Source organism: Streptococcus sp. Marseille-Q7156, from assembly GCF_965119495.1.
The window spans coordinates 380,734-403,501 of the sequence record NZ_CBCPLU010000001.1; the positions used below are offsets into that span (position 1 = coordinate 380,734).

The window sequence follows — 22,768 nt, forward strand, 5'->3', positions numbered from 1 at the left end:
AGATGAAAAAAACATTAAGCATTTTACTCGTAACAGTAGCTACCCTAACCATTGCAGCTTGTGGCAATACTACTACAGAAAAAGCTACCACACAATCTAGCACAGAAACAAGTCAAAAGGCGAGCACAGAGACGACTTATCCGTTAACGGTCAAAACCTATGACGCGAAAGGAAATGAAGTCGAACAAGTCTTTGACAAGGCACCTGAAAAAGTTATCACCAACAATCTTTCAAGCACTGAAATCTTATTGGAGTTAGGCTTGAAGGATAAAATTGTTGGCATGTTCAATCCAGACAATGCTGTGACGGACAAATACAAGGATGCGATTGCGACGATTCCTCAAATTGGGGATAAAAAAACAGTCTCACAAGAGACAGTCCTTTCTTATGAGCCAGACGCTGTGATGGGGCGAAACATGATGTTTTCTGAAAAATCCTTGGGGACAGTTAGCACTTGGAATGAAAACAAAATCCCAGTTTATACGCAAAAAGCCTCTCTCGCAACAATTCAGCAAGATTTGGGGAATATCGTAGAAGATGTCAAAAATCTTGGAATGATTTTTAATGTGCAGGACAAGGCCAATGAATACGCAGCTCAATTACAAACTAAAATTGACGCTGTTAAGAAAGCAAATCCAGCAAGCCAAGGTGAAAAGAAAAAGGCTTTGATTATGGTTGCTTATAATGATGAAACCTTCGGTGCCTACAAGTCTGCTTTGCAAGAAAGTTTGCTGAACCAACTTGGTTATACAAACGTTGCTACGGGGACATCAGGCTTGACCTTGGAAAATCTCGTGTCAATGAATCCTGAATTGATTATCTATGTAACCAGCGACCGCAATAAAAAATTGGATGAAAAAGCAGTAGAGTTGATGAAGGCAAATGCTGTTTTGGAAAGCGTTCCTGCTATTAAGAATCAAAAAATCATGACCATCTCTTACGACGAGTTGATGGACTATGGTCCAGCAGTGATTGATTCCCTTGAGAAAATCAATGACTTTATCAATAAATAATGAGTTTGATTGGGAAGGAATTCAAGTTAAAATCAGCCTTCCTTCTAACTACGACCCCAATCAAACCTATCCGGCTATTTTATTGAATGATGGAAACTTGGATTTCCTATCGTCCCTTTTCGAATCTGTGATTTTAGTGGGCTTGACCTCTAAAAATCGCTTAGACGACTACACTCCCTGGGCAACATCAGCTCTGAGAGATGGAGCTCCAGATTTTGGAGGTCAGGCCAACGTCTATCATGATCATTTATTTGGAGGTCTTTTAGATAAGTTGCAGTCGCTTTATCGCCTGGACGAAACTCGCCTTGCCTACGGAGGCTATTCACTAGGTGGTTTGGTGGCAGTCTACAGTCTTTTCAGCTTTGACAAGGTTTCCTGTGTATTTTCTATCTGCGGTTCCTTTTGGTATCCTGATTTTGTGACTTATTGCAAGGAAGAAAAGGTGAAAAATCTAGACTGTTTGCTGTATTTACAGAATGGTCAAACAGAAGGAGCTAATCGTAGCAATCGCTTAGCTCAAGCACCAGTCTATGCTGAGCAGATTCATACCAGTCTTCAGAAACGCTATCTGAACGGCCAGTTTGTCTTTGATCCTTATGGACATCATGAACAAGTAGCTGAGCGATTTCTAGCTTTTTCTAGCTGGTTGGCCCAAAAATGGAAAATCGAATAAAAGAATTATCCCTTGGCAAAAGCCAAGGGATAATTGTATTTCTTAACCAAGAGACTCTCTTTTCTTATCTGGATTCCAGATGAAGCTTGCGATAAAGCTAAAGATGATAGTTAGGATAGCGAGGATAATGGCAAGGATGAGAGCAGGGATGCGGATAAACCACCAGAGTGGATTTGGTTTTTTATCATTGTGCCATTGTTTCGTTTCGTCGTCTAAACGTTGAAATTCTGCTTGGATGCGATTGGCGACTGTTTCAATACCTTCATCATTCATTTTCTTGATATCTGAGATATCAATTGGATTTCCAAAGTTCATATCAACACGCTCACGGCTAACCAAGCCTTTCAAGGTCATAGGACCTGTATAGGTAACCGGCATGATACGTACCTTAGCCATTTTGGCAATCAGAGCTACGCCACCCTTGACATCGTTTGAGTGACGGCTCCCACTTGGAAACATGATGAGAGAGCGGTCACTTTTTTTAAGAACATTGATAGGGTATTTGATGGCTGAGGCGCTAGGATTTTCACGGTCGATAGGAAAAGCACCACACATACGAATCCACCAGCCAAAGATACGGTTGGTGAAGAGTTCTTTTTTGGCCATAAAGATAAATTGTTTTGGCTTGGTCGCAAAGGCCATGTAAACAGGATCCCACCAAGTACGGTGAGGGGCAACCAGAATATAATTTTCATCTTGATTAGGAATTTTATCAGTATTATGATAGTGGGCATTGCCATTGATGGACCATAGGAGCAAGACAACTAATCCACGTAAATAAGTATAAAACATGCGATCTCCTTCGATTGTTTTCTTCTTATTATTATACCTTATCAAAGGAGGGCTGGCAAACTTTTCCCTTGACCAGGTCCATATTTGGGATGAAATTAGAATTCTTTTAGAAAAAATGGTATGATAGAATTTATGGATAAAAATAAGATTATGGGATTAACCCAAATAGAAGTCAAGGAAAGACAGGCTAAGGGCTTGGTCAATGATTTTACTGCATCGGCCAGTACTAGCACTTGGCAAATCGTTAAACGAAATGTCTTTACCCTTTTTAACGCTTTGAACTTTGCCATTGCTTTGGCCCTTGCCTTTGTGCAGGCTTGGAGCAATCTGGTCTTTTTTGCCGTTATCTGTTTTAACGCTTTTTCTGGGATTGTGACCGAGCTACGAGCCAAACACATGGTGGACAAACTCAATCTCATGACCAAGGAAAAGGTCAAAACCATTCGTGATGGTCAAGAAGTGCCTCTGAATCCTGAAGAATTGGTGTTAGGAGATGTGATTCGTCTGTCTGCTGGAGAGCAGATTCCCAGTGATGCCTTGGTTTTGGAAGGCTTTGCGGAAGTCAATGAAGCCATGTTGACGGGAGAGAGTGATTTGGTGCAAAAGGAAGTTGATGCCTTGCTTTTGTCCGGAAGTTTCTTAGCCAGTGGGTCAGTTTTAGCTCAAGTCCACCATGTTGGATCTGACAACTATGCTGCCAAACTCATGCTGGAAGCCAAGACCGTTAAACCAATCAACTCTCGTATCATGAAATCGCTGGACAAGTTAGCTGGTTTTACTGGGAAGATTATCATTCCTTTTGGTCTAGCTCTCTTGCTAGAAGCCTTGCTTTTAAAAGGCCTGCCTCTCAAGTCATCCGTTGTAAATTCGTCAACAGCTCTTTTGGGAATGTTGCCCAAGGGAATCGCCCTGTTGACCATCACCTCTCTCTTAACTGCTGTTATCAAGCTTGGGTTGAAAAAGGTTTTGGTGCAGGAGATGTATTCTGTTGAGACCTTGGCGCGCGTGGATATGCTCTGTCTGGACAAGACAGGCACCATCACCCAAGGAAAGATGCAGGTGGAGGCTGTTCTTCCTTTGACCGAAGAGTATGGAGAGTCAGCGCTTGCTAGCATCTTGGCCAGCTATATGGCCCATAGTGAGGATAAAAATCCAACAGCTCAAGCCATTCGCCAGCGTTTCCAAGGTCAGGTAGTCTATCCTATGATTTCGAATCTGCCTTTCTCAAGCGATCGCAAGTGGGGAGCCATGGAGTTAGAAGGTTTGGGAACAGTTTTCTTAGGGGCGCCTGAGATGTTGCTGGACTCAGAAGTCCCTGAAGCCAGAGAGGCCTTAGAGAGAGGGTCACGTGTCTTGGTCTTAGCTCTCAGTCAGGAGAAATTAGACCATCACAAACCACAGAAACCATCTGATATTCAGGCTCTGGCCTTGCTGGAAATCTTGGACCCCATTCGGGAGGGAGCAGCAGAGACGCTGGACTATCTCCGTTCTCAGGAAGTGGGCCTCAAGATTATCTCTGGTGACAATCCAGTTACGGTATCTAGCATTGCTCAGAAGGCTGGTTTTGCTGACTATGACAGTTATGTAGATTGCTCAAAAATCACGGATGAGGAATTGGTTGCTATGGCTGAGGAGACAGCTATTTTCGGACGTGTTTCCCCTCATCAAAAGAAACTCATCATCCAAACACTGAAAAAAGCGGGGCATACAACAGCTATGACAGGGGATGGGGTTAATGATATCTTGGCTCTTCGTGAGGCGGATTGCTCTATTGTGATGGCTGAGGGAGATCCAGCGACTCGTCAGATTGCCAATCTGGTTCTCTTGAACTCTGACTTTAATGATGTTCCTGAGATTCTCTTTGAAGGTCGTCGCGTGGTCAATAACATTGCCCACATCGCCCCGATTTTCTTGATAAAGACCATCTATTCTTTCTTGCTTGCAGTTATCTGTATCGCCAGTGCTTTACTAGGTCAGTCTGAATGGATCTTGATTTTCCCCTTCATTCCAATTCAGATTACCATGATCGACCAGTTCGTGGAAGGTTTCCCACCATTCGTTCTGACTTTTGAACGAAATATCAAACCTGTTGAGCCAAATTTCCTCAGAAGATCTATGCTTCGTGCTCTACCAAGTGCCTTGATGGTAGTTTTTAGCGTTCTCTTTGTGAAAATTTTTGGAACAAGTCAAGGTTGGTCTGAGTTAGAAATCTCAACCCTCCTCTATTATCTTCTTGGGTCTATCGGTTTCTTATCCGTATTTAGAGCCTGCATGCCATTCACTCTCTGGCGTGTCCTCTTGATTGTTTGGTCAGTAGGAGGCTTCCTAGCCACAGCTCTCTTCCCAAGAATTCAAAAACTGCTTGAAATTTCAACCTTAACAGGACAAACATTACCTGTTTATGGTGTCATGATGTTGGTCTTTACCGTGATTTTCATCCTGACTAGTCGCTATCAAGCCAGAAAATAAAGAAAGGCTGCAATCTGTGGATGAGTCTACTGAAAAAGTCATCAAATTGATGGCTTTTTTGTTATACTAGAGATGAGGTAAAATAATGCTTGATAATCAGTTAACTATGGATGTCAGTCCTTATTCTAGTTTGTATGATATCGTGGTTCCTAAAACCCACTTTTTACGTCAGCTAACTGAACTCTGTGATTTTAGCTTTATTTATGATGAACTAGAAAAGAATTATCGTCCCGATTTTGGGCGTAAAGCTTATTCACCGATTATGATGTTCAAATATCTCTTGTTAAAAGATATTTATAAGTTATCAGATGTAGATGTGGTAGGACGTTCCTTGTCAGATATGGCCTTTAAATTTTTTCTTGGTCTAGCTCCTGAGGATTCTGTTATCGAGCCATCCTCTCTGACAAAATTTAGAAAGCTAAGAATTAAAGATGATAAACTGCTTGATGTATTGATTCAGAAGTCTGTTCAAATTGCACTCGAACATAACTTGATTAAGAGTAAAATCCTCATTGTGGATGCCACTCACACCAAATCTCATTATAATCATAAGAAACCCCAAGAAATCCTTAGAGAGCGTTCAAAAGCTTTACGTAAAACAATTTATCAACATTCAGAAGATATCAAAATAGAATTTCCAAAGAAACCTCAAGAAGATAACCTCGAAGCAGAGTTGACCTATACAGAGGAGTTAATGGCTGTGGTTGAAAAACACGAGGAACTCTTAGCTCTACCGGCTGTGTCTCAAAAGTTCAATTACCTAAAAGAGGCTGTCGAGGACGACTTAGAACATTTGGAAGCTTCTGTTAAGGAGGAGGCTAGGCTCGGACATAAGACAGCCGACAGCTCTTTCTATGGATATAAAAGTCATATCGCTATGACGGATGAACGGATTATTACTGCTTGTGTGGTCACTTCTGGCGAACAAAGCGATGGGAAATATTTACCTGAATTATATGCCAAAACAAAGGAAAATAGTCTGGACATCGAGACTATTATTGGTGATGCGGCTTATTCAGGAAAGGACAACATTCAACTAGCTCGCAAAGAAAAGATTCATTTGGTGTCAAAACTGAATCCTTCTGTTTCAAAAGGTTACCGTAAAGAAGAGGATGCGTTTGAATTTAATAAAGATGCAGGGCTATTTGTCTGTCCAGAAGGACACATGGCTGTTCGCAAAGCAAGGACAGGGAAAAAACATCAAAATAAGAATCAAGTTGTCACTCATTACTTTGACATTGAGAAGTGCAAGAGTTGCCTTTCAAAGGAAGGATGTTATAAGGAGGGGGCAAAGTCTAAAACTTATTCAATAGCCATTAAAAGTGACGACCATCTTTTCCAGAAGAAATTTCAGGAAACATCTTATTTTAAAGAAATGGCCAGACATCGCTATAAAATCGAAGCAAAGAATGCCGAACTAAAACAGAGACATGGCTTTGATGTCGCGAGAGCATCGGGTCTTTTCAGCATGGAGTTACAGGCAGCCACAACCATCTTCGTGGTCAATATGAAACGAATTATGACCTTAATAAATACAAAATAACCGAGGAACTCGCTCAAATTAACGATAGATTCCCCGGTTTTCATTTCATTAAAAGTAAGAGACCTATTTTTTCAGTGGACTCCTGTGGATTGCGGTCTTTTTAGGTGCAGAAGTGCTAGTTGAAATGTGGTATAATAAGAGGTAATAGAGTTTGGAAAGTGAGAGAAGATGATTTCAAAGAGATTAGAATTAGTGGCGTCCTTTGTGCCACAGGGTGCCATTTTACTAGATGTGGGAAGTGACCATGCTTATCTGCCCATCGAGTTAGTCGAAAGAGGCCAAATCAAAAGTGCCATTGCGGGTGAGGTGGTGGAAGGTCCCTACCAGTCTGCGGTCAAAAATGTTGAGGCTCACGGTCTAAAGGAGAAAATTCAGGTTCGTTTAGCCAATGGCTTGGCAGCTTTTGAAGAGAGTGACCAAGTGTCGGTCATTACCATTGCAGGTATGGGTGGTCGTTTGATTGCTAGAATTTTAGAAGAGGGCTTGGACAAGTTGGCTAATGTAGAGTGTTTGATTCTCCAACCAAATAATCGTGAAGACGACTTGCGCATCTGGTTGCAAGAAAACGGATTTCAGATTGTAGCAGAAAGCATCCTAGAGGAAGCTGGGAAATTCTACGAGATTTTGGTGGTGAAAGCTGGACAAATGAAGTTATCAGCCAGTGATCTTCGCTTTGGACCTTTCTTGTCCAAAGAAGTTAGTCCAGTCTTTGTCCAAAAATGGCAAAAAGAAGCTGAGAAGCTAGAGTTCGCCCTCGGACAAATCCCAGAAAAAAATCAGGCAGAACGACAGATTTTAGTAGATAAAATAGATGCCATCAAGGAGGTGCTCCATGCTAGCAAGTGAAGTAATTAGCGCATATGAAGCCTTCTGCCCTCAGGAATTTTCCATGGAGGGAGACAGTCGTGGCTTGCAAATTGGTACTTTGGATAAGGATATCCAAAGTGTCATGGTGGCTCTGGATATTCGTGAAGAAACGGTGACTGAAGCCATTGAAAAGGGTGTAGACTTGATTATTGTGAAACACGCGCCGATTTTCCGTCCCATCAAGGATTTGGTAGCTAGCCGTCCACAAAATCAGATTTACATTGATCTCATCAAGCATGACATCGCAGTTTATGTCAGCCATACCAATATTGACATCGTTGAAAATGGTCTCAATGACTGGTTCTGTCAGATGTTAGGAATCGAGGAGACAACTTATCTGCAGGAAACTGGCCCTGAACGTGGGATTGGACGGATTGGAAATATTCAGTCTCAGACATTTGGGGATTTCGCCCAGCATGTCAAGCAAGTCTTTGGTTTAGATAGCCTTCGATTGGTGCATTATCAAGAGAGTGATTTGCAGAAATCTATTTCAAGAGTGGCCATCTGTGGTGGTAGCGGGCAGTCTTTCTATAAGGATGCTTTAGCTAAAGGAGCGGATATCTATATCACTGGTGACATCTACTACCACACTGCCCAGGATATGTTGTCTGATGGCTTGCTAGCATTGGACCCAGGCCACTATATTGAAGTGCTTTTTGTGGAAAAAATTGCAGAGCTTCTTAATCAATGGAAAGAGGAAAAAGGCTGGACAATCGATATTGTACCTAGTCAAGCATCGACCAATCCTTTCCACCATATCTAGTTAGAAGGTGAAGATAATGAAAAAAGTTGCTATTATCGGAGCAGGAATTGTGGGAGCAACAGCAGCCTACTACCTCTCTAAAGAAAGTGACCTAGAAGTAACCGTCTTTGACCATGGACAAGGTCAGGCTACCAAGGCCGCAGCAGGAATTATCAACCCCTGGTTTTCCAAACGCCGCAATAAATCCTGGTACAAGATGGCGCGCTTGGGGGCTGACTTTTATGTGGATTTATTAGTTGATTTAGAGAAGTCAGGACAAGAAATCGACTTTTACCAGCGTTCGGGAGTCTTTCTCCTGAAAAAGGATGAAACTAAGTTGGAAGAACTCTATCAACTAGCCCTCCAGCGCAGAGAAGAATCTCCCTTGATAGGGCAATTAGCCATTCTGGACCAAGCAACAGCTAATGAATTATTCCCTGGTTTGCAGGGATTTGACCACCTGCTCTATGCTTCTGGTGGAGCGAGAGTAGATGGCCAACTCTTAGTGACTCGTTTGCTAGAAGCCAGTCAGGTCAAGCTGGTCAAAGAAAAAGTAACTCTGATACCTTTAGCATCAGGCTACCAGATTGACAAAGAGGTGTTTGATCAGGTTATTTTGGCGACGGGAGCTTGGTTGGGGGACTTGTTAGAACCCTTGGGTTATGCTGTGGATGTCCGTCCTCAGAAAGGACAGCTCCGAGATTATTGGCTTGCCCAAGACATGGAATCTTACCCTGTTGTTATGCCAGAAGGGGAGTGGGATTTGATTCCTTTTGCAGGTGGGAAATTATCCCTAGGTGCTACCCATGAAAATGACATGGGATTTGATTTGACGGTAGATGAAACCTTGCTCCAACAAATGGAGGAGGACGCCTTGCCTCACTATCCAGTTTTAGCTAGAGCGACTTCAAGGGCTGAGCGTGTGGGAATCCGTGCCTACACTAGTGATTTCTCACCTTTCTTTGGACAAGTGCCAGAATTGGCAGGTGTCTATGCAGCCAGTGGACTAGGTTCATCAGGCCTCACAACGGGTCCTATCATTGGTTACCACCTAGCTCAACTGGTCCAAGACAAGGAGTTGACCTTGGATCCTGAAAACTACCCAATTGAAAACTATGTCAAACGAGTAAAAAGCGAATAAGAATTTTACTGAAATTTTAGTCTCCCCTCTAGGATGGCAAATGACATTCCCTATCAAAAATGGTAAAATAAGAAAAAATAATCCGAGAATCGAGGAAAGAAGATGCAAGAAAAGATTTTGGTAACGGGTGGAGCAGGTTTTATCGGAACCCACACTGTTATTGAGTTAATCCAAGCAGGTCATCAGGTTGTTGTGGTGGATAACCTTGTTAACAGCAACCGTAAAAGTTTAGAAGTTGTTGAGAGAATTACAGGAGTTGAAGTGCCTTTCTATGAGGCTGATATCCGTGATACAGATACTCTTCGTGACATTTTCAAACAAGAAGAACCAACAGGGGTCATTCACTTTGCTGGTTTGAAGGCTGTCGGTGAATCTACTCGTATCCCTCTTGCCTACTATGACAACAATATAGCTGGGACTGTTAGCCTTTTGAAAGCTATGGAAGAAGCCAACTGTAAAAACATCATTTTCAGTTCTTCTGCTACAGTTTACGGAGATCCGCACACAGTACCCATCTTGGAAGATTTCCCACTTTCAGTGACCAATCCATATGGCCGCACTAAGCTTATGCTTGAGGAAATTTTGACCGATATTTACAAAGCAGACTCAGAATGGAATGTGGTCTTGCTTCGTTACTTTAACCCAATCGGAGCGCATGAGAGTGGTGATTTAGGAGAAAATCCAAACGGTATTCCAAATAACCTCTTGCCATATGTGACTCAAGTAGCCGTTGGAAAATTAGAGCAGGTGCAAGTGTTTGGAGACGATTACGATACGGAAGACGGAACTGGTGTTCGTGACTATATCCACGTTGTTGATTTGGCTAAAGGTCACGTTGCAGCTCTACAAAAAATCCAAAAAGGTTCAGGCCTAAACATTTATAACCTTGGAACAGGTAAAGGCTACTCAGTTCTTGAAATTATCCAAAACATGGAAAAAGCGGTGGGACGTCCTATTCCTTACCGCATCGTAGAACGTCGCCCAGGTGATATCGCAGCCTGCTATTCAGATCCTGCAAAAGCCAAAGCAGAACTCGGCTGGGAAGCAGAACTCGATATCACCCAAATGTGTGAAGACGCATGGCGTTGGCAAAGCAAGCATCCAAATGGATTTGAAGACTAAGAAGATGGTGATGTCAATCATTGTCCCCTGTTTAAACGAAGAGGAAGTACTTCCTCTTTTTTATCAGGCTTTGGAAGCTTTACTTCCAGATTTGGAAACAGAAATCGAGTATGTCTTTGTCGATGATGGATCAAGTGATGGGACCTTGGAACTCTTAAAGACCTATCGGGAACAAAATCCGGCAGTGCATTATATTTCTTTCTCGAGAAATTTTGGCAAAGAAGCAGCTCTTTATGCAGGCTTGCAATATGCGACAGGAGATTTGGTAGTGGTGATGGATGCAGACCTGCAGGATCCTCCTAGTATGTTGCTTGAGATGAAAAACTTACTAGACCAAAATGCAGATTTGGACTGTGTTGGAACACGGAGAACCAGTCGGGAGGGAGAACCCTTCTTTCGTAGTTTCTGTGCTGACCTCTTTTACCGCCTCATGCAAAAAATCAGTCCAGTAGCCCTGCCGTCAGGTGTTCGTGATTTTCGCATGATGACACGGTCTGTGGTCGATGCCATTTTAGCTTTGACCGAGTCCAATCGTTTTTCTAAGGGACTCTTTGCCTGGGTCGGTTTTAAAACCCACTATCTGGACTATCCAAATGTCGAAAGGCAGGCTGGCAAGACCAGTTGGAGTTTTAGGCAACTTTTTTTCTACTCCATTGAAGGGATTGTTAATTTTTCAGATTTTCCCCTGATTATAGCCTTCGTAGCTGGTCTCCTATCTTGTTTTATTTCTTTGCTTATGACCTTTTTTGTTGTGGTTCGAACTCTCATTTTGGGCAATCCGACATCAGGTTGGACCTCTCTGATGGCTGTTATTCTCTTTCTCGGAGGCATTCAACTCTTGACCATTGGGATTCTCGGCAAGTACATCAGTAAGATTTATCTAGAGACTAAAAAAAGACCACTTTATCTTATCAAAGAAAAAAGCGACCTTCCTGATTTTACAGAAAAAAATAAAGTGAAAAGACTATAATTTTACATGGAAATGTGCTAAACTAGAGGGAGTGGATTATCGCCATTGATTTAGGCTTCCTGGTTTCCAATCAGGGCACGAGTTGGGCAATTTTTAACAGCCTCTAAGACATCCTGACTAGGAGAAATTTCTTTTTCCAGTTGGTCGGGGTCATCGTAAAAACGCACGATTCCATTATCGTGGTAATCAAATAAATCAGAATAAGTTTGGCAAAGCCCACAGGCGATGCATCGTTCAGGTATAAGTGTGATTTTCATATTTATATTGTAATAAGAAAAGTAAAAAAAAACAAGGAGTAAGGTATGGCAAAAGAACCGTGGCAAGAAGATATTTATGAAAATCAAGAAGAAACAAGATCAGAACGTCGTAAGAGAATTCAAGGTAGAGATGTAATAGCCAATCGTGTTTTGACAATCCTAGCCAGTATTTTCTTTGTAATTGTGGTGGTGATGATTATTGTTCTCATCTATCTTTCATCAGGTGGGAGTAATCGCACAGCAGCCTTGAAAGATTTTCACGATTCAGATGCAAATGTAGTACAGATTTCATCATCTAGTAGTTCCCAGCCTGAACAGAGTTCAGAATCTTCTTCTGAACACTCGGAGGAAGCTACAGATCCAGAAGGGACGACAAAAGTCTTAGCTGGAGAAGGAGAAGCAGCCATTGCAGCTCGCGCTGGGATTTCGATTGCTCAGTTAGAAGCTTTAAATCCTAGTCATATGGCTACAGGGTCTTGGTTTGCTAATCCAGGTGATGTTGTCAAAATCAAATAGGAGTTGATATGAAAACAATTCAAATTGCTATTGACGGCCCTGCTTCAAGTGGTAAGAGTACGGTCGCAAAAATTATTGCCAAGGATTTTGGATACACCTACCTAGATACAGGTGCTATGTATCGTGCGGCGACCTATATGGCTCTCAAGAACCAGTTAGGAGTGGAAGAGATTGAGGAACTTTTAGCCTTATTGGACCAGCATCCAATCAGTTTTGGACGTTCAGAAACTGGAGAACAGCTTGTCTTTGTAGGAGATGTGGATATTACCCATCCTATCCGTGAAAATGAAGTGACCAATCATGTTTCAGCCATTGCAGCAATTCCTCAAGTACGTGAGAAACTAGTTTCCCTCCAACAAGAAATTGCCCAACAAGGCGGGATTGTCATGGATGGTCGCGATATTGGGACTGTTGTATTGCCACAAGCAGAATTAAAAATCTTCCTAGTAGCTTCAGTCGATGAGAGAGCAGAGCGCCGTTACAAGGAAAATATTGCCAAGGGAATTGAGACAGACCTTGAAACCTTAAAAGAGGAAATTGCTGCGCGTGACTACAAGGATAGTCATCGTGAGACTTCGCCTCTCAAACAAGCAGAGGATGCTGTCTACCTTGATACAACTGGCTTGAACATTCAAGAAGTAGTTGAAAAAATCAAAGCAGAAGCTGAAAAAAGAATGTAAATGTAAAAAAGCCGATAGATTGATATCGGTTTTTTCTAAATTTGTCAAAATGCTGATTTTAAGGTATAATAGTTGCTGTTCGAGAAATTTTGATTTTCAAAGAATAGTGAATGTTTATAAGGAGAAACCATGAACAACCTACCAAATTGCCCAAAATGTAACTCAGAGTATGTCTACGAAGACGGTGCCCTACTGGTTTGCCCAGAGTGTGCTCATGAGTGGAATCCTGCTGAAGTTGCAGATGTAGAAGAGGGCCTTGTTGCTATCGATGCCAACGGAAATAAATTGGCTGATGGTGATACTGTAACCCTCATCAAGGATTTGAAAGTAAAAGGTGCGCCAAAGGATTTGAAACAAGGGACGCGCGTGAAAAATATCCGCATCGTAGAAGGCGACCACAATATCGACTGTAAGATTGATGGCTTTGGTGCCATGAAACTTAAATCAGAGTTTGTGAAGAAAATTTAAGCATGTCGAAACACTATAAACTTGTATTTTATAGCCGTATCTTCTTGTTTCTAGCGGCTTTTACGGGAGTTTATCTTGAAATCGCCAAGCATGGTGGATTTGGGATGTTGCTCTATTATACGGTTCTGTCAAATCTGTTAGTTGCGATTTTTACGCTCTATCTTCTAAAGGTTATGAGCCGTTTAGGTGAAAATTGGCAAAGGCCAAGTCTCTTGCGCTTAAAAGGTGGAGTCACTATGAGTATCATGATTACCTGTGTGATTTACCATTTCCTATTAGCGCCAATTGCGACTAATTTCTATACCCTAGAAAATTTTCTTTGCCACTATATCGTTCCCCTCTGGTTTTTAGCAGATACCCTCTTTTTTGACAAACAGGGTCAATACAAAATCTGGGATCCAGTTGTGTGGACGATTTTACCCTTGCTGTATATGATTTTTGCTCTTTTTAATGGCTTGGTACTGAAACTTGATGTTCCTAATTCTAAGGTCAGTCCCTTCCCTTACTTCTTTTTGAATGTGAACAAGGGTTGGGATGTCGTGTTCAAGTGGTGTCTGATTATCTTTGTTGCCTATATGGTGGCAGGATTTATCTTCTACTTTATCAAGCAAATCAAGAGAAAGTCATCCTAATACTCTTCGAAAATCAAATTCAAACCACGTCAGTTTCGCCTTGCCGTACTCAAGTACAGCCTGCGGCTAGCTTCCTAGTTTGCTCTTTGATTTTCATTGAGTATAAGACACAAGGGATTCATTTTCGAGTTTAAGAAGGAGTCTATACACTAAAGAGGCTTCTTCTTTTCTTGCTTATTTGATAACTATCAAAAGAGACAGAAGATTAAGAGAAAATATAGAAAGAGATTTCATGAAACAATTTTTAGAACGGGCCAGTATTTTGGCTCTCTCCCTCGTTTTGATTACGTCCTTTTCCATCTCGAGTGCCCTGCCAGCTATGTTTGACTATTATCAAGGCTATCCTAAGGAACAAATTGAGCTCTTGGCGAGCTTGCCTTCCTTTGGAATCATGATTATGTTATTACTAAATGGTTTCTTAGAAAAAATATTTCCTGAGCGCTTACAGATTAGTTTGGGCTTGCTGATTTTATCACTGAGCGGGACGGCTCCCTTCTGGTATCAAGCCTATCCCTTTGTCTTTGGAACACGGATTCTTTTTGGTTTGGGTGTTGGGATGATCAATGCCAAGGCCATTTCCATTATCAGTGAACGTTATCAAGGAAAAACACGAATTCAGATGCTAGGGCTACGTGGCTCTGCAGAGGTCGTTGGAGCTTCTCTCATTACCTTGGCAGTTGGCCAGTTGTTAGCTTTTGGTTGGACAGCTACTTTCTTAGCTTATAGTGCTGGATTTTTGGTGCTGATCCTCTATCTGCTCTTTGTCCCTTATGGAAAAGAAAAGAAAGAAGTTAGGAAAAAGGAGAAGGAAGCAAGTCGCTTAACTCGGGAAATGAAAGGCTTGATTTTTATCCTAGCTATCGAAGCGGCAGTTGTAGTTTGTACCAATACAGCTATTACCATCCGTATTCCAAGCTTGATGGTGGAAAGAGGGCTTGGAGACGCCCAGTTATCTAGTTTTGTTCTTAGTGTCATGCAGTTAATCGGGATTGTGGCTGGTGTGAGTTTTTCTTTCTTGATTTCTATCTTTAAAGAGAAACTGCTCCTATGGTCAGGTATTACCTTTGGCTTAGGGCAAATTGTGATTGCCTTGTCTCCATCCTTGTGGGTTGTAGTGGCAGGGAGTATTCTGGCTGGTTTTGCCTACAGTGTAGCCTTGACGACGGTCTTTCAACTGGTCTCTGAACGAATTCCAGCTAAACTCCTCAATCAAGCAACTTCATTTGCAGTTTTAGGCTGTAGTTTCGGAGCCTTTACGACTCCATTCGTTCTAGGTGCAATTGGGTTATTAACTCACAATGGGATGTTGGTCTTTGCTATCTTAGGATCTTGGTTAATTGTAACATCTATCTTTGTCATGTACTTACTTCAAAAGAGAGCTTAGGATTGGTTTCCTAAGTTTTTCTTTTTGTGAATTTTGTACCCAGACAATATTTGTTTTAGACCCTTGTTTACAGATTATTTTCTTGATAAAATAGAGGTTATGACGAGATATAAAGCAACTATTTCCTATGATGGTTACGCCTTTGCTGGTTTTCAGCGTCAGCCCCATGCGCGGAGCGTTCAGGAAGAAATTGAAAAAACCTTGACTAGATTGAATAAGGGCCAAGCCATTACCGTTCACGGTGCTGGTAGGACTGATAGTGGAGTCCATGCTCTGGGACAAGTTATTCATTTTGACTTGCCATATCAAATGGATGAGGAAAAACTTCGCTTTGCCTTGGACACCCAGTCCCCTGAAGATATTGATGTGATTTCAATTGAGCTTGTGGCGGATGATTTTCATTGTCGTTATGCCAAGCACAGCAAGACTTATGAGTTTATCGTGGATAGGGGCCGTCCTAAAAATCCCATGCGCCGTCACTACGCTACTCACTTTCCTTATCCGCTCGATGTGGAGCGGATGCAGGAGGCTGTCAAAAAGCTAGAGGGCACCCACGATTTCACAGGCTTTACAGCTTCTGGAACCAGTGTGGAGGATAAGGTTCGCACCATTACAAAAGCTAGTCTCAGGGTTGATGAGACAGGGCAATTTTTGACCTTTACCTTTTCAGGAAATGGTTTCTTGTATAAACAGATTCGCAATATGGTGGGGACACTGCTCAAAATCGGGAATAATCGTATGCCAGTGGAGCAGATTGACCTGATCTTGGAGAAAAAGGACAGGCAACTTGCAGGTCCCACTGCAGCACCAAATGGTTTGTATTTAAAGGAGATTCGTTATGAAGAATAATCGTATTTTAGCACTTTCTGGAAATGATATTTTTAGTGGTGGTGGTTTGTCCGCGGATTTGGCTACCTATACCTTGAACGGCTTGCATGGCTTTGTAGCAGTGACCTGTTTGACAGCCTTGACAGAAAAAGGATTTGAAGTCTTTCCAACTGACGATGCCATTTTTCAACATGAATTAGATAGCTTGCGTGATGTGGAGTTTGGGGGAATTAAGATTGGTCTTCTTCCTACTGTCAGTGTGGCTGAGAAGGCATTGGACTTTATCAAACAACGCCCAGGAGTGCCTGTGGTTCTGGATCCTGTCTTGGTCTGCAAGGAAACGCACGACGTAGCAGTTAGTGAACTCTGCCAAGAGTTGATTCGCTTTTTCCCTCATGTCAGTGTGATTACGCCTAATCTTCCTGAAGCAGAATTATTGGCTGGTCAGGAAATTAAAAGCTTGGAAGATATGAAAACTGCAGCACAGAAATTGCATGACTTAGGAGCGCCAGCAGTCATTATCAAGGGAGGCAATCGCCTTAGTCAGGACAAGGCTGTAGATGTCTTTTATGACGGACAAAAATTTACAGTCCTAGAAAATCCTGTCATCCAAGGGCAAAATGCTGGTGCAGGTTGTACCTTTGCCTCTAGCATTGCCAGTCACCTAGTCAAAGGTGATGAACTTTTACCAGCAGTAGAAAGCTCTAAGGCTTTCGTTTATCGTGCCATTGCACAAGCAGATCAGTATGGAGTAAGACAATATGAAGCAAACCAAAACAACTAAAATCGCCCTTGTATCCCTATTAACCGCCCTCTCTGTGGTTCTAGGTTATTTCTTAAAAATTCCAACACCGACAGGCATTCTAACTCTCTTAGATGCGGGTGTCTTCTTCGCGGCCTTTTACTTTGGTAGTCGTGAAGGGGCTGTAGTAGGAGGACTAGCAGGTTTCTTGATTGACCTCTTATCAGGCTATCCTCAGTGGATGTTCTTTAGCTTGGTCAACCATGGCTTGCAGGGATTTTTCGCAGGATTTAAAGGAAAAACTCAGTGGTTAGGCCTTATCTTAGCAACGATTGCCATGGTAGGGGGTTACGCCTTGGGTTCTACATTGATGAATGGCTGGGCAGCAGCCCTACCAGAAATTTTACCAAATTTAATGCAAAATATGGTAGGGATGATTGTAGGATTTATTATTAGTCAAAGTATCAAGAAGATTAAGTAATACTCTTCGAAAATCTCTTCAAACCACGTCAGCTTCCATCTGCAACCTCAAAACATTGTTTTGAGTAACCTGCGGCTAGCTTCCTGGTTTGCAAGTATAAAGAGGCTGAGTCAAAAGTCTTTCAAATAAGAAAAACGCATAGTATCAGGTGTTCATACTATGCGTTTTATTGTGGGAAGATTTTATACTCTTCGAAAATCTCTTCAAACCGCGTCAACGTCGCCTTGCCATAGATATGTTACTGACTTCATCAGCTCTATCTACAACCTCAAAGCAGTGCTTTGAGCTGACTTCGTCAGTTCTATCCACAACCTCAAAACAGTGTTTTGAGCTGACTTCATCAGTCTTATATGCAACCTCAAAACAGTGTTTTGAGCAACCTGCGGCTAGCTTCCTAGTTTGCACTTTGATTTTCATTGAGTATTAGATGAATATTAATCAAAATAAAGCAAGTCTTTGCTGGTACTTGTAAAGAGGTCAAAGCCATCCTTGGTAACAACACCGCAGTCTTCAATACGAACACCGACTTTACCAGGGATATAGATACCTGGTTCAACAGAGAAGCACATGCCTTCTTCGATGACCATGTCGTTTCCTTCCATGATAGATGGGAATTCGTGGACATCCATACCGATACCGTGACCAAGACGGTGGTTGAAGTACTCGCCGTAACCAGCTTTTTCGATGACCTCACGGGCAGCATGGTCCACTTCATGGGCAGTCACACCTGGTTTGATAAAGTCAAGAGCAGCTTGTTGGGCTTCAAGAGTCAAGTTATAAATGTCTTTCTTGAATTGGTCAGGTTTGCCGACTGCGACTGTACGAGTCATATCTGACGCATAGCCGTTGACTAGAACACCAAGGTCAAAGAGTAGAAGAGCATCATTTTCAACCTTATTAGCTGCTGGAATACCGTGTGGATTTGCAGCATTATCACCAGTCAAGACCATGGTATCAAAGCTCATTTCATAACCTTCACGTTTCATAGCAAAGTCAATTTGAGCGATAATATCTGTCTCTGTCTTATCAAGAGAAATATTATCAAAACCAACCTTAACAGCCTTGTCCGCATAGAGACCTGCAACCATCATTTTTTGCACTTCGTCAGCTGATTTGATGAGTCGCATGCGTTGGATACGAGGAGTGAGGTTGTCAAACTCAGCAGTTTCAAAAACGGTTTTTAAACCATGGTATTTGGTCAAGATGAGATTGTCAAACTCAACAGCGACACGTTTGAAGTCAAGTTGTGGAAGAGCATGTTTCATTTTTTGCCATGGATTTTCAGAGTCCACATAGCCCACAACTGGGAAGGAAACAGTGCTAGTAGCACGCTCAACCTCAAGGGCTGGGACAAAGAGGAGCGGTTCCTGATCCGCTAGGATAAAAAGGAACATTTGGCGTTCATGGGGATCACTGTAAAAGCCAGTGAGGTAATTGATTGTGACGGGGTCAGATACGACAGCGACGTCTAGTTTTTCTGATTCAAGATATGTTACGATTTGTTGTAATTTAGACATATGCTACCTTCTTTCTACTCCTCTATTTTGGCAAAAAATGAGAGAAAATGCAAGGGAGAAGGGTAAAAGAAAAGACAAAAAGAACTCCGACAAGATAACGGAGTTCTTTGATATAGTTTCACTTTGTTTAAGAAAACTCAGCCTTGCTTTTGACGTCGCTGTATTCCTCAGCGATTTCTTGGCTGAGAATGTCCTCATAGGCAGGGAGTTGAATGTCCTGACCATATTTCTTCTTGAGGGCGGTAGTGACTAGGCGATAAGCCAGATTGGCATTACGAGAGAGGATAGGTCCGTGGAAGTAGGAACCAAAGACATTCTTATAATGAACTCCTTCGCCGACCTTTTCTTCGTTATTTCCATTTCCATAGACAACCTGTCCCAGTGGTTTTTGGTCATTAGAGAGGAAGGTACGGCCTTGGTGATTTTCAAAGCCATAGTAGGTTTCATTGAAATCTTCATTGTGAATCTTGATGTCACCGATAAAACGGTTATTGGTCTGGTTGAGGGTGTAGTGGCCCATGACACCGAGCCCTTCGATACGTCTCCCTGAAGCTTCAATATAATATTGACCCAATAGTTGGAAACCACCGCAGATAGCCAGAACCACACCGTCATTTTGGATGTAGTTGTCAATGCTCTCTTTTTTGGCAGGTAGGTCGTCTGCAATAATACTTTGTTCAAAGTCTTGACCGCCACCGAAAAAGGCGATGTCGTAGTGATTTTCATCAAAATCATCATGAAGTGAAACGATGTCAACCGTCACATGGGCTCCCAGTTTTTCAGCCACATACTTGAGCATGAGGATGTTTCCATTGTCCCCATAGGTATTCATGAGGTTACCGTAGAGGTGGGCAATGTTGAGTTGATAGTGGTAATTGCCAGCTTTTGAGGAAAGTGAAGTATAAACCATTAGTTCATCTCCTTTCTAACAATCTGACGACTAGCCAGCAGTTCGCGGAATTCTAGCATAGCAGTATAGGTAGCCAGGATATAGGCATGCTTGCAATCTTGATTCTCAATGGTCTTGAGAACTTGTTCCAGATTGCTTGTTTCAGTGATTTTCTCAGCTGGATAGCCAGTCACTCGAAGGCGACGTGCAATTTCAGAATGACGAACACCGCCAGCGTTGATTTCGGGAATGTCCATGTCAGTGATTTGTTCAAAGTCAGCATCCCAAATCCAGCTAGTATCAATTCCGTCCGCATAGTTGGCATTAAGGAGAACAGATAGGCTAAATGGATAAGGCGCTAGTTTAATCATTTCGATAGCTTGGGTCGCACCGACTGGATTTTTAATCAAGACAAGGGTACATTCTTTATCGCCGATATGGAAGGTTTCCTGACGACCAAAGACGGCACGGCTCTTGTCAAATCCCTGCTTGATTAGTTGCGAATCGGCACCGAGGAAACGGGCGATAGCAACCGCAGCAAGGGCGTTGTAGATATTGTAGAGACCACCGATTTGAATACCGTATTCTTGTCCGTCAATGACAAAGCGAGAGCGATTGTTGGTCAACTCAACTAGTTCTGTCAAGCGATAGTCCAGATCAGGACGTTTACATCCGCAGCCTTCACAGATATAGGCACCCAAGTTTGCATAGGTATTGTGCTCATATTTGAGGATGCTTTGACAGTCAGGACAGAGAATACCTTCGGTATTGTAGTGAGCCAGTTTGGCTGGTCCTTTTTCCAAGTCAAAACCAAAATACTGAACAGGATTTGGAATAGCTGGCTTGTAGAAAAGCGGACTGTCACCATTGAGGAGAACAGTAGCTGTAGGCACCTTACGAATGGCATCCAAAATCATCTTGTAAGTTGTGTAAATCTCACCATAGCGGTCCATCTGGTCACGGAAGATATTGGTGATAACAAATAAGCTTGGTTGGATATAGTCACAGATACGAGATAGACTGGCTTCGTCGATTTCTAGAACGGCAATATTTTTACCAGTTTTAGAAGATTTGGCTGTTAGGAAGGTTGTCGCAATTCCTGTGATCATGTTTGCACCGCTTGGGTTGGTCAGAACTTGACCATAAACTTCTTGTAAAATGCCGACAGTAAGGGCAGTTGTCAAGGTTTTTCCATTGGTTCCAGTGACCACGACAATCTCGTAGTTCTTAGCTAGATTTTGTAAAATATCTTTATCAAATTGAAGGGCGAGTTTTCCTGGGAGCGTACTTCCACGGCCAAGACGGCTCAAAACGAAGTGGGAAGAACGCCCAGCAAGAAGGCCCAAAGTAGTTTTTAATTTCATGTTTCTATTATATCATAAAAGAGGGAAAAGACGGATTTGATACTCAATGAAAATCAAAGAGCAAACTAGGAAGCTAGCCGCAGGCTGTACTTGAGTACGGCAAGGTGAAGCTGACGTAGTTTGAAGAGATTTTCGCAGAGTATGAGATTTCGCAGAAATGAAAACAGCCCTCAGAGGGCTGTTCGATACGATTAAACTCAACTTAAATCGCAAACAAGTCATTCAAGTTCTCAGCCAAGGTTGGGTGAGTGAAGATTTGTTTTGTGAAGTAAGTGTAAGGAATCTTGTTGTCCATGGCAACAGTGATGATGTTGATGATTTCTTGAGAACCTTCTGAGAAGATGCTTGCTCCAAGAATTTCTTTTGTTTCAGTATTAACCACAGCTTTGAAGGCTCCACGAAGGTCTCCGTTTACGTGACCACGAGGCATAGCTGCAACAGGGATTTCTTTCACTGCGTATGGAAGTTTCAAATCAGCCGCTTGGCTTTCAGTCAAACCAACTTGTGAAAGTGCAGGTGTGATGAACATAGTATTTGGTACATTGAGACGGTCTTCAAGTGTGTAGCTGCCATCTCCAGCAAGGTAGCTGTAAACAACACGGAAGTCATCAAGTGAAATGTAAGTAAATTGAAGTCCACCGTTGACATCTCCAACTGCAAAGACACCAGGAACGTTTGTTTGACAATGTTTGTCTACTTTAATAGCACCACGTTCAGTTAGTTCAATATCTGTATTTTCAAGTTGAAGTGGTTCTACATTTGGTTTGCGTCCAGTTGCGTAAAGAAGGGCATCGAAACGGTAAGTTTCGTTTTCGGTTACGACAAGGACTTGGTCACCGTCATTTTTAATTTCAGTAGTACGGATATTTTGAAGCAATTCAATACCGTCTTCTTCCATGTATTGTTTAGCAAGAGCTGCGATGGAAGGTTCTGCACGAGGAAGGAAAGTATCCAAGGCATCTAAGACTGTAACCTTGCTTCCAAGTTTATTGTAAAGGCCAGCAAATTCAAGACCGATATTTCCGCCACCAAGGACACCAAGTTTTTCAGGTAATTTGTCCAAATTTTGGATACCTGTTGAGTCAAAGACGTTTTTGCTTGTAGCAAGTCCAGGGATTGGCAAGACGTTTGAAACAGCACCAGTGTTGATGACGATTGTTTCAGCGGTCAGTTCTTTCTTTTCATCACCAGCTTGGATTTCGATGACTTTATTTGAAAGGAAGTGAGCTTCCGCATCAAAGATATCTACGCCTGTACCAGCAACAGTCGTATAGTTTTTACCGTTAAGGCGACCAGTGATAGTGTTTTTGGTAGCAATGACTTCTTCAAAAGATAAGTCTTTATCAGCAGCAACTAACAAAGTTTTAGTTGGGATACAACCGATGTTGATACAAGTTCCACCGTACATAGCTTTGCTACGTTCAACGAGGGCAACTTTTTTGCCAGCTGAAGCCAATTTACCTGCTAGTGTTTTACCAGCTTTACCAAATCCGATAACGATTAAATCATAAGTTAACATTTAGAGTTCCTCCTATTCGAATTTCATTCTAGCACAAGAAAAAAACTTTTGCACAATTCTGCTACGCTTTAAAAAAGTTTATGAAATAGTGGAAAGTTTAACTTTATTTTCTCAGAAAAATCGTTTACATGACTTTATCGACGGATTAGGCTATCTTTT

Annotated in this window: 24 protein-coding genes; 17 read left to right on the forward strand and 7 right to left on the reverse strand. The window is 42.1% G+C overall.

The genetic code is table 11. The annotated features are described in order from the left end of the window. Nucleotides 1-2: 2 nt before the first annotated feature. Both ACWPV5_RS02010 and ACWPV5_RS02015 read left to right on the forward strand, forming a co-directional pair. Nucleotides 3-1,013, forward strand: a complete 1,011-nt coding sequence (locus ACWPV5_RS02010; RefSeq protein ID WP_219967040.1) for an ABC transporter substrate-binding protein — start codon at nucleotides 3-5, stop codon at nucleotides 1,011-1,013. After that, complete coding sequence (locus ACWPV5_RS02015; protein ID WP_261044906.1) at nucleotides 994-1,686, forward strand: alpha/beta hydrolase-fold protein; 693 nt, start codon at nucleotides 994-996, stop codon at nucleotides 1,684-1,686. The genes ACWPV5_RS02010 and ACWPV5_RS02015 overlap by 20 nt, the downstream gene beginning before the upstream one ends. Nucleotides 1,687-1,728: 42 nt before the next feature. On the opposite strand, the gene ACWPV5_RS02020 is transcribed toward ACWPV5_RS02015, so the two are convergent. Then, nucleotides 1,729-2,478 carry a lysophospholipid acyltransferase family protein gene (locus ACWPV5_RS02020; RefSeq protein ID WP_261066235.1) on the reverse strand — a complete coding sequence of 250 codons (750 nt, stop codon included), beginning with the start codon at nucleotides 2,476-2,478 and terminating at the stop codon, nucleotides 1,729-1,731. Nucleotides 2,479-2,610: 132 nt separating this feature from the next. Here ACWPV5_RS02020 and ACWPV5_RS02025 point away from each other — a divergent pair, with 132 nt between their 5' ends. The 7 genes from ACWPV5_RS02025 to ACWPV5_RS02055 all read left to right on the forward strand — a co-directional run bounded on the left by ACWPV5_RS02025 (nucleotide 2,611) and on the right by ACWPV5_RS02055 (nucleotide 11,332). Then, nucleotides 2,611-4,947, forward strand: a complete 2,337-nt coding sequence (locus ACWPV5_RS02025; RefSeq protein ID WP_454382075.1) for a cation-translocating P-type ATPase — start codon at nucleotides 2,611-2,613, stop codon at nucleotides 4,945-4,947. A gap of 85 nt (nucleotides 4,948-5,032) precedes the next feature. Further along, nucleotides 5,033-6,490, forward strand: coding sequence for an IS1182 family transposase (locus ACWPV5_RS02030; RefSeq protein WP_454382076.1), 1,458 nt, complete (start codon nucleotides 5,033-5,035; stop codon nucleotides 6,488-6,490). Nucleotides 6,491-6,658: 168 nt separating this feature from the next. Beyond that, complete coding sequence (locus ACWPV5_RS02035; protein ID WP_454382077.1) at nucleotides 6,659-7,336, forward strand: tRNA (adenine(22)-N(1))-methyltransferase; 678 nt, start codon at nucleotides 6,659-6,661, stop codon at nucleotides 7,334-7,336. Further along, on the forward strand, nucleotides 7,323-8,120 hold the full coding sequence (locus ACWPV5_RS02040; protein WP_454382078.1) for a Nif3-like dinuclear metal center hexameric protein: 798 nt from the start codon (nucleotides 7,323-7,325) through the stop codon (nucleotides 8,118-8,120). Before ACWPV5_RS02035 ends, ACWPV5_RS02040 begins: the two co-directional genes overlap by 14 nt. Nucleotides 8,121-8,136: 16 nt before the next feature. Beyond that, nucleotides 8,137-9,240, forward strand: coding sequence for an NAD(P)/FAD-dependent oxidoreductase (locus ACWPV5_RS02045; protein WP_454382079.1), 1,104 nt, complete (start codon nucleotides 8,137-8,139; stop codon nucleotides 9,238-9,240). Between the two features lie 102 nt (nucleotides 9,241-9,342). After that, nucleotides 9,343-10,362, forward strand: coding sequence for a UDP-glucose 4-epimerase GalE (gene galE, locus ACWPV5_RS02050; RefSeq protein ID WP_454382080.1), 1,020 nt, complete (start codon nucleotides 9,343-9,345; stop codon nucleotides 10,360-10,362). A 4-nt stretch (nucleotides 10,363-10,366) separates the two neighbouring features. Continuing rightward, entirely contained in the window at nucleotides 10,367-11,332 is a 966-nt protein-coding gene (locus ACWPV5_RS02055) for a glycosyltransferase family 2 protein (protein WP_261055015.1), read from the forward strand. Nucleotides 11,333-11,382: 50 nt separating this feature from the next. Here the strand turns inward: ACWPV5_RS02055 and ACWPV5_RS02060 are convergent, their stop codons facing one another. Next, the gene (locus ACWPV5_RS02060; protein WP_000705155.1) at nucleotides 11,383-11,589 is read right to left on the reverse strand and encodes a ferredoxin; all 207 of its coding nucleotides are present in this window, start codon (nucleotides 11,587-11,589) and stop codon (nucleotides 11,383-11,385) included. Between the two features lie 45 nt (nucleotides 11,590-11,634). On the opposite strand from ACWPV5_RS02060, the gene ACWPV5_RS02065 reads away from it, so the two are divergent. The 8 genes from ACWPV5_RS02065 (at nucleotide 11,635) to ACWPV5_RS02100 (ending at nucleotide 17,320) form a co-directional block, all read left to right on the forward strand. After that, nucleotides 11,635-12,105 (forward strand): SAG1386/EF1546 family surface-associated protein, encoded by a 471-nt coding sequence (locus ACWPV5_RS02065; protein ID WP_454382081.1) that lies wholly within the window; start codon nucleotides 11,635-11,637, stop codon nucleotides 12,103-12,105. Nucleotides 12,106-12,113: 8 nt separating this feature from the next. Beyond that, nucleotides 12,114-12,785: a (d)CMP kinase gene (gene cmk, locus ACWPV5_RS02070; protein WP_000849398.1), complete on the forward strand. Its 672-nt coding sequence runs from the start codon at nucleotides 12,114-12,116 to the stop codon at nucleotides 12,783-12,785. 129 nt (nucleotides 12,786-12,914) lie between these two features. Then, a complete protein-coding gene (locus ACWPV5_RS02075) occupies nucleotides 12,915-13,253 on the forward strand; it encodes a zinc ribbon domain-containing protein YjdM (RefSeq protein WP_001061584.1) in 339 nt (112 codons plus the stop codon). 2 nt (nucleotides 13,254-13,255) lie between these two features. Then, nucleotides 13,256-13,885 carry a Pr6Pr family membrane protein gene (locus ACWPV5_RS02080; protein ID WP_000033944.1) on the forward strand — a complete coding sequence of 210 codons (630 nt, stop codon included), beginning with the start codon at nucleotides 13,256-13,258 and terminating at the stop codon, nucleotides 13,883-13,885. Between the two features lie 232 nt (nucleotides 13,886-14,117). Then, the gene (locus ACWPV5_RS02085) at nucleotides 14,118-15,269 is read left to right on the forward strand and encodes an MFS transporter (RefSeq protein ID WP_261023023.1); all 1,152 of its coding nucleotides are present in this window, start codon (nucleotides 14,118-14,120) and stop codon (nucleotides 15,267-15,269) included. A gap of 99 nt (nucleotides 15,270-15,368) precedes the next feature. Then, on the forward strand, nucleotides 15,369-16,118 hold the full coding sequence (gene truA / locus ACWPV5_RS02090; RefSeq protein ID WP_261013178.1) for a tRNA pseudouridine(38-40) synthase TruA: 750 nt from the start codon (nucleotides 15,369-15,371) through the stop codon (nucleotides 16,116-16,118). After that, nucleotides 16,108-16,881, forward strand: a complete 774-nt coding sequence (locus ACWPV5_RS02095; protein ID WP_371642795.1) for a bifunctional hydroxymethylpyrimidine kinase/phosphomethylpyrimidine kinase — start codon at nucleotides 16,108-16,110, stop codon at nucleotides 16,879-16,881. Before truA ends, ACWPV5_RS02095 begins: the two co-directional genes overlap by 11 nt. Next, nucleotides 16,859-17,320, forward strand: coding sequence for an ECF transporter S component (locus ACWPV5_RS02100; protein ID WP_454382082.1), 462 nt, complete (start codon nucleotides 16,859-16,861; stop codon nucleotides 17,318-17,320). Before ACWPV5_RS02095 ends, ACWPV5_RS02100 begins: the two co-directional genes overlap by 23 nt. A gap of 213 nt (nucleotides 17,321-17,533) precedes the next feature. Here ACWPV5_RS02100 and ACWPV5_RS02105 read toward each other — a convergent pair whose 3' ends face one another. The 5 genes from ACWPV5_RS02105 to ACWPV5_RS02125 form a co-directional block, all read right to left on the reverse strand. Next, on the reverse strand, nucleotides 17,534-17,737 hold the full coding sequence (locus tag ACWPV5_RS02105; protein ID WP_454382083.1) for a hypothetical protein: 204 nt from the start codon (nucleotides 17,735-17,737) through the stop codon (nucleotides 17,534-17,536). Between the two features lie 17 nt (nucleotides 17,738-17,754). Further along, nucleotides 17,755-18,837 carry a M24 family metallopeptidase gene (locus tag ACWPV5_RS02110; protein WP_454382084.1) on the reverse strand — a complete coding sequence of 361 codons (1,083 nt, stop codon included), beginning with the start codon at nucleotides 18,835-18,837 and terminating at the stop codon, nucleotides 17,755-17,757. A 127-nt stretch (nucleotides 18,838-18,964) separates the two neighbouring features. Then, entirely contained in the window at nucleotides 18,965-19,747 is a 783-nt protein-coding gene (gatD, locus tag ACWPV5_RS02115) for a lipid II isoglutaminyl synthase subunit GatD (RefSeq protein WP_454382085.1), read from the reverse strand. Continuing rightward, nucleotides 19,747-21,090, reverse strand: coding sequence for a lipid II isoglutaminyl synthase subunit MurT (gene murT, locus ACWPV5_RS02120; protein WP_454382086.1), 1,344 nt, complete (start codon nucleotides 21,088-21,090; stop codon nucleotides 19,747-19,749). Before murT ends, gatD begins: the two co-directional genes overlap by 1 nt. A gap of 202 nt (nucleotides 21,091-21,292) precedes the next feature. Continuing rightward, the gene (locus ACWPV5_RS02125) at nucleotides 21,293-22,609 is read right to left on the reverse strand and encodes an FAD-containing oxidoreductase (RefSeq protein ID WP_454382087.1); all 1,317 of its coding nucleotides are present in this window, start codon (nucleotides 22,607-22,609) and stop codon (nucleotides 21,293-21,295) included. Between the last annotated feature and the right edge of the window lie 159 nt (nucleotides 22,610-22,768).

What these genes read in the sequence shown, in the direction of transcription:
- ACWPV5_RS02010 (WP_219967040.1), top strand. Translation starts at nt 3, where the DNA reads ATGAAAAAAACATTAAGCATTTTACTCGTAACAGTAGCTACCCTAACC.
- ACWPV5_RS02015 (WP_261044906.1), top strand. Translation starts at nt 994, where the DNA reads ATGACTTTATCAATAAATAATGAGTTTGATTGGGAAGGAATTCAAGTT.
- ACWPV5_RS02020 (WP_261066235.1), bottom strand. Translation starts at nt 2,478, where the DNA reads ATGTTTTATACTTATTTACGTGGATTAGTTGTCTTGCTCCTATGGTCC.
- ACWPV5_RS02025 (WP_454382075.1), top strand. Translation starts at nt 2,611, where the DNA reads ATGGATAAAAATAAGATTATGGGATTAACCCAAATAGAAGTCAAGGAA.
- ACWPV5_RS02030 (WP_454382076.1), top strand. Translation starts at nt 5,033, where the DNA reads ATGCTTGATAATCAGTTAACTATGGATGTCAGTCCTTATTCTAGTTTG.
- ACWPV5_RS02035 (WP_454382077.1), top strand. Translation starts at nt 6,659, where the DNA reads ATGATTTCAAAGAGATTAGAATTAGTGGCGTCCTTTGTGCCACAGGGT.
- ACWPV5_RS02040 (WP_454382078.1), top strand. Translation starts at nt 7,323, where the DNA reads ATGCTAGCAAGTGAAGTAATTAGCGCATATGAAGCCTTCTGCCCTCAG.
- ACWPV5_RS02045 (WP_454382079.1), top strand. Translation starts at nt 8,137, where the DNA reads ATGAAAAAAGTTGCTATTATCGGAGCAGGAATTGTGGGAGCAACAGCA.
- galE (WP_454382080.1), top strand. Translation starts at nt 9,343, where the DNA reads ATGCAAGAAAAGATTTTGGTAACGGGTGGAGCAGGTTTTATCGGAACC.
- ACWPV5_RS02055 (WP_261055015.1), top strand. Translation starts at nt 10,367, where the DNA reads ATGGTGATGTCAATCATTGTCCCCTGTTTAAACGAAGAGGAAGTACTT.
- ACWPV5_RS02060 (WP_000705155.1), bottom strand. Translation starts at nt 11,589, where the DNA reads ATGAAAATCACACTTATACCTGAACGATGCATCGCCTGTGGGCTTTGC.
- ACWPV5_RS02065 (WP_454382081.1), top strand. Translation starts at nt 11,635, where the DNA reads ATGGCAAAAGAACCGTGGCAAGAAGATATTTATGAAAATCAAGAAGAA.
- cmk (WP_000849398.1), top strand. Translation starts at nt 12,114, where the DNA reads ATGAAAACAATTCAAATTGCTATTGACGGCCCTGCTTCAAGTGGTAAG.
- ACWPV5_RS02075 (WP_001061584.1), top strand. Translation starts at nt 12,915, where the DNA reads ATGAACAACCTACCAAATTGCCCAAAATGTAACTCAGAGTATGTCTAC.
- ACWPV5_RS02080 (WP_000033944.1), top strand. Translation starts at nt 13,256, where the DNA reads ATGTCGAAACACTATAAACTTGTATTTTATAGCCGTATCTTCTTGTTT.
- ACWPV5_RS02085 (WP_261023023.1), top strand. Translation starts at nt 14,118, where the DNA reads ATGAAACAATTTTTAGAACGGGCCAGTATTTTGGCTCTCTCCCTCGTT.
- truA (WP_261013178.1), top strand. Translation starts at nt 15,369, where the DNA reads ATGACGAGATATAAAGCAACTATTTCCTATGATGGTTACGCCTTTGCT.
- ACWPV5_RS02095 (WP_371642795.1), top strand. Translation starts at nt 16,108, where the DNA reads ATGAAGAATAATCGTATTTTAGCACTTTCTGGAAATGATATTTTTAGT.
- ACWPV5_RS02100 (WP_454382082.1), top strand. Translation starts at nt 16,859, where the DNA reads ATGAAGCAAACCAAAACAACTAAAATCGCCCTTGTATCCCTATTAACC.
- ACWPV5_RS02105 (WP_454382083.1), bottom strand. Translation starts at nt 17,737, where the DNA reads ATGAAAATCAAAGTGCAAACTAGGAAGCTAGCCGCAGGTTGCTCAAAA.
- ACWPV5_RS02110 (WP_454382084.1), bottom strand. Translation starts at nt 18,837, where the DNA reads ATGTCTAAATTACAACAAATCGTAACATATCTTGAATCAGAAAAACTA.
- gatD (WP_454382085.1), bottom strand. Translation starts at nt 19,747, where the DNA reads ATGGTTTATACTTCACTTTCCTCAAAAGCTGGCAATTACCACTATCAA.
- murT (WP_454382086.1), bottom strand. Translation starts at nt 21,090, where the DNA reads ATGAAATTAAAAACTACTTTGGGCCTTCTTGCTGGGCGTTCTTCCCAC.
- ACWPV5_RS02125 (WP_454382087.1), bottom strand. Translation starts at nt 22,609, where the DNA reads ATGTTAACTTATGATTTAATCGTTATCGGATTTGGTAAAGCTGGTAAA.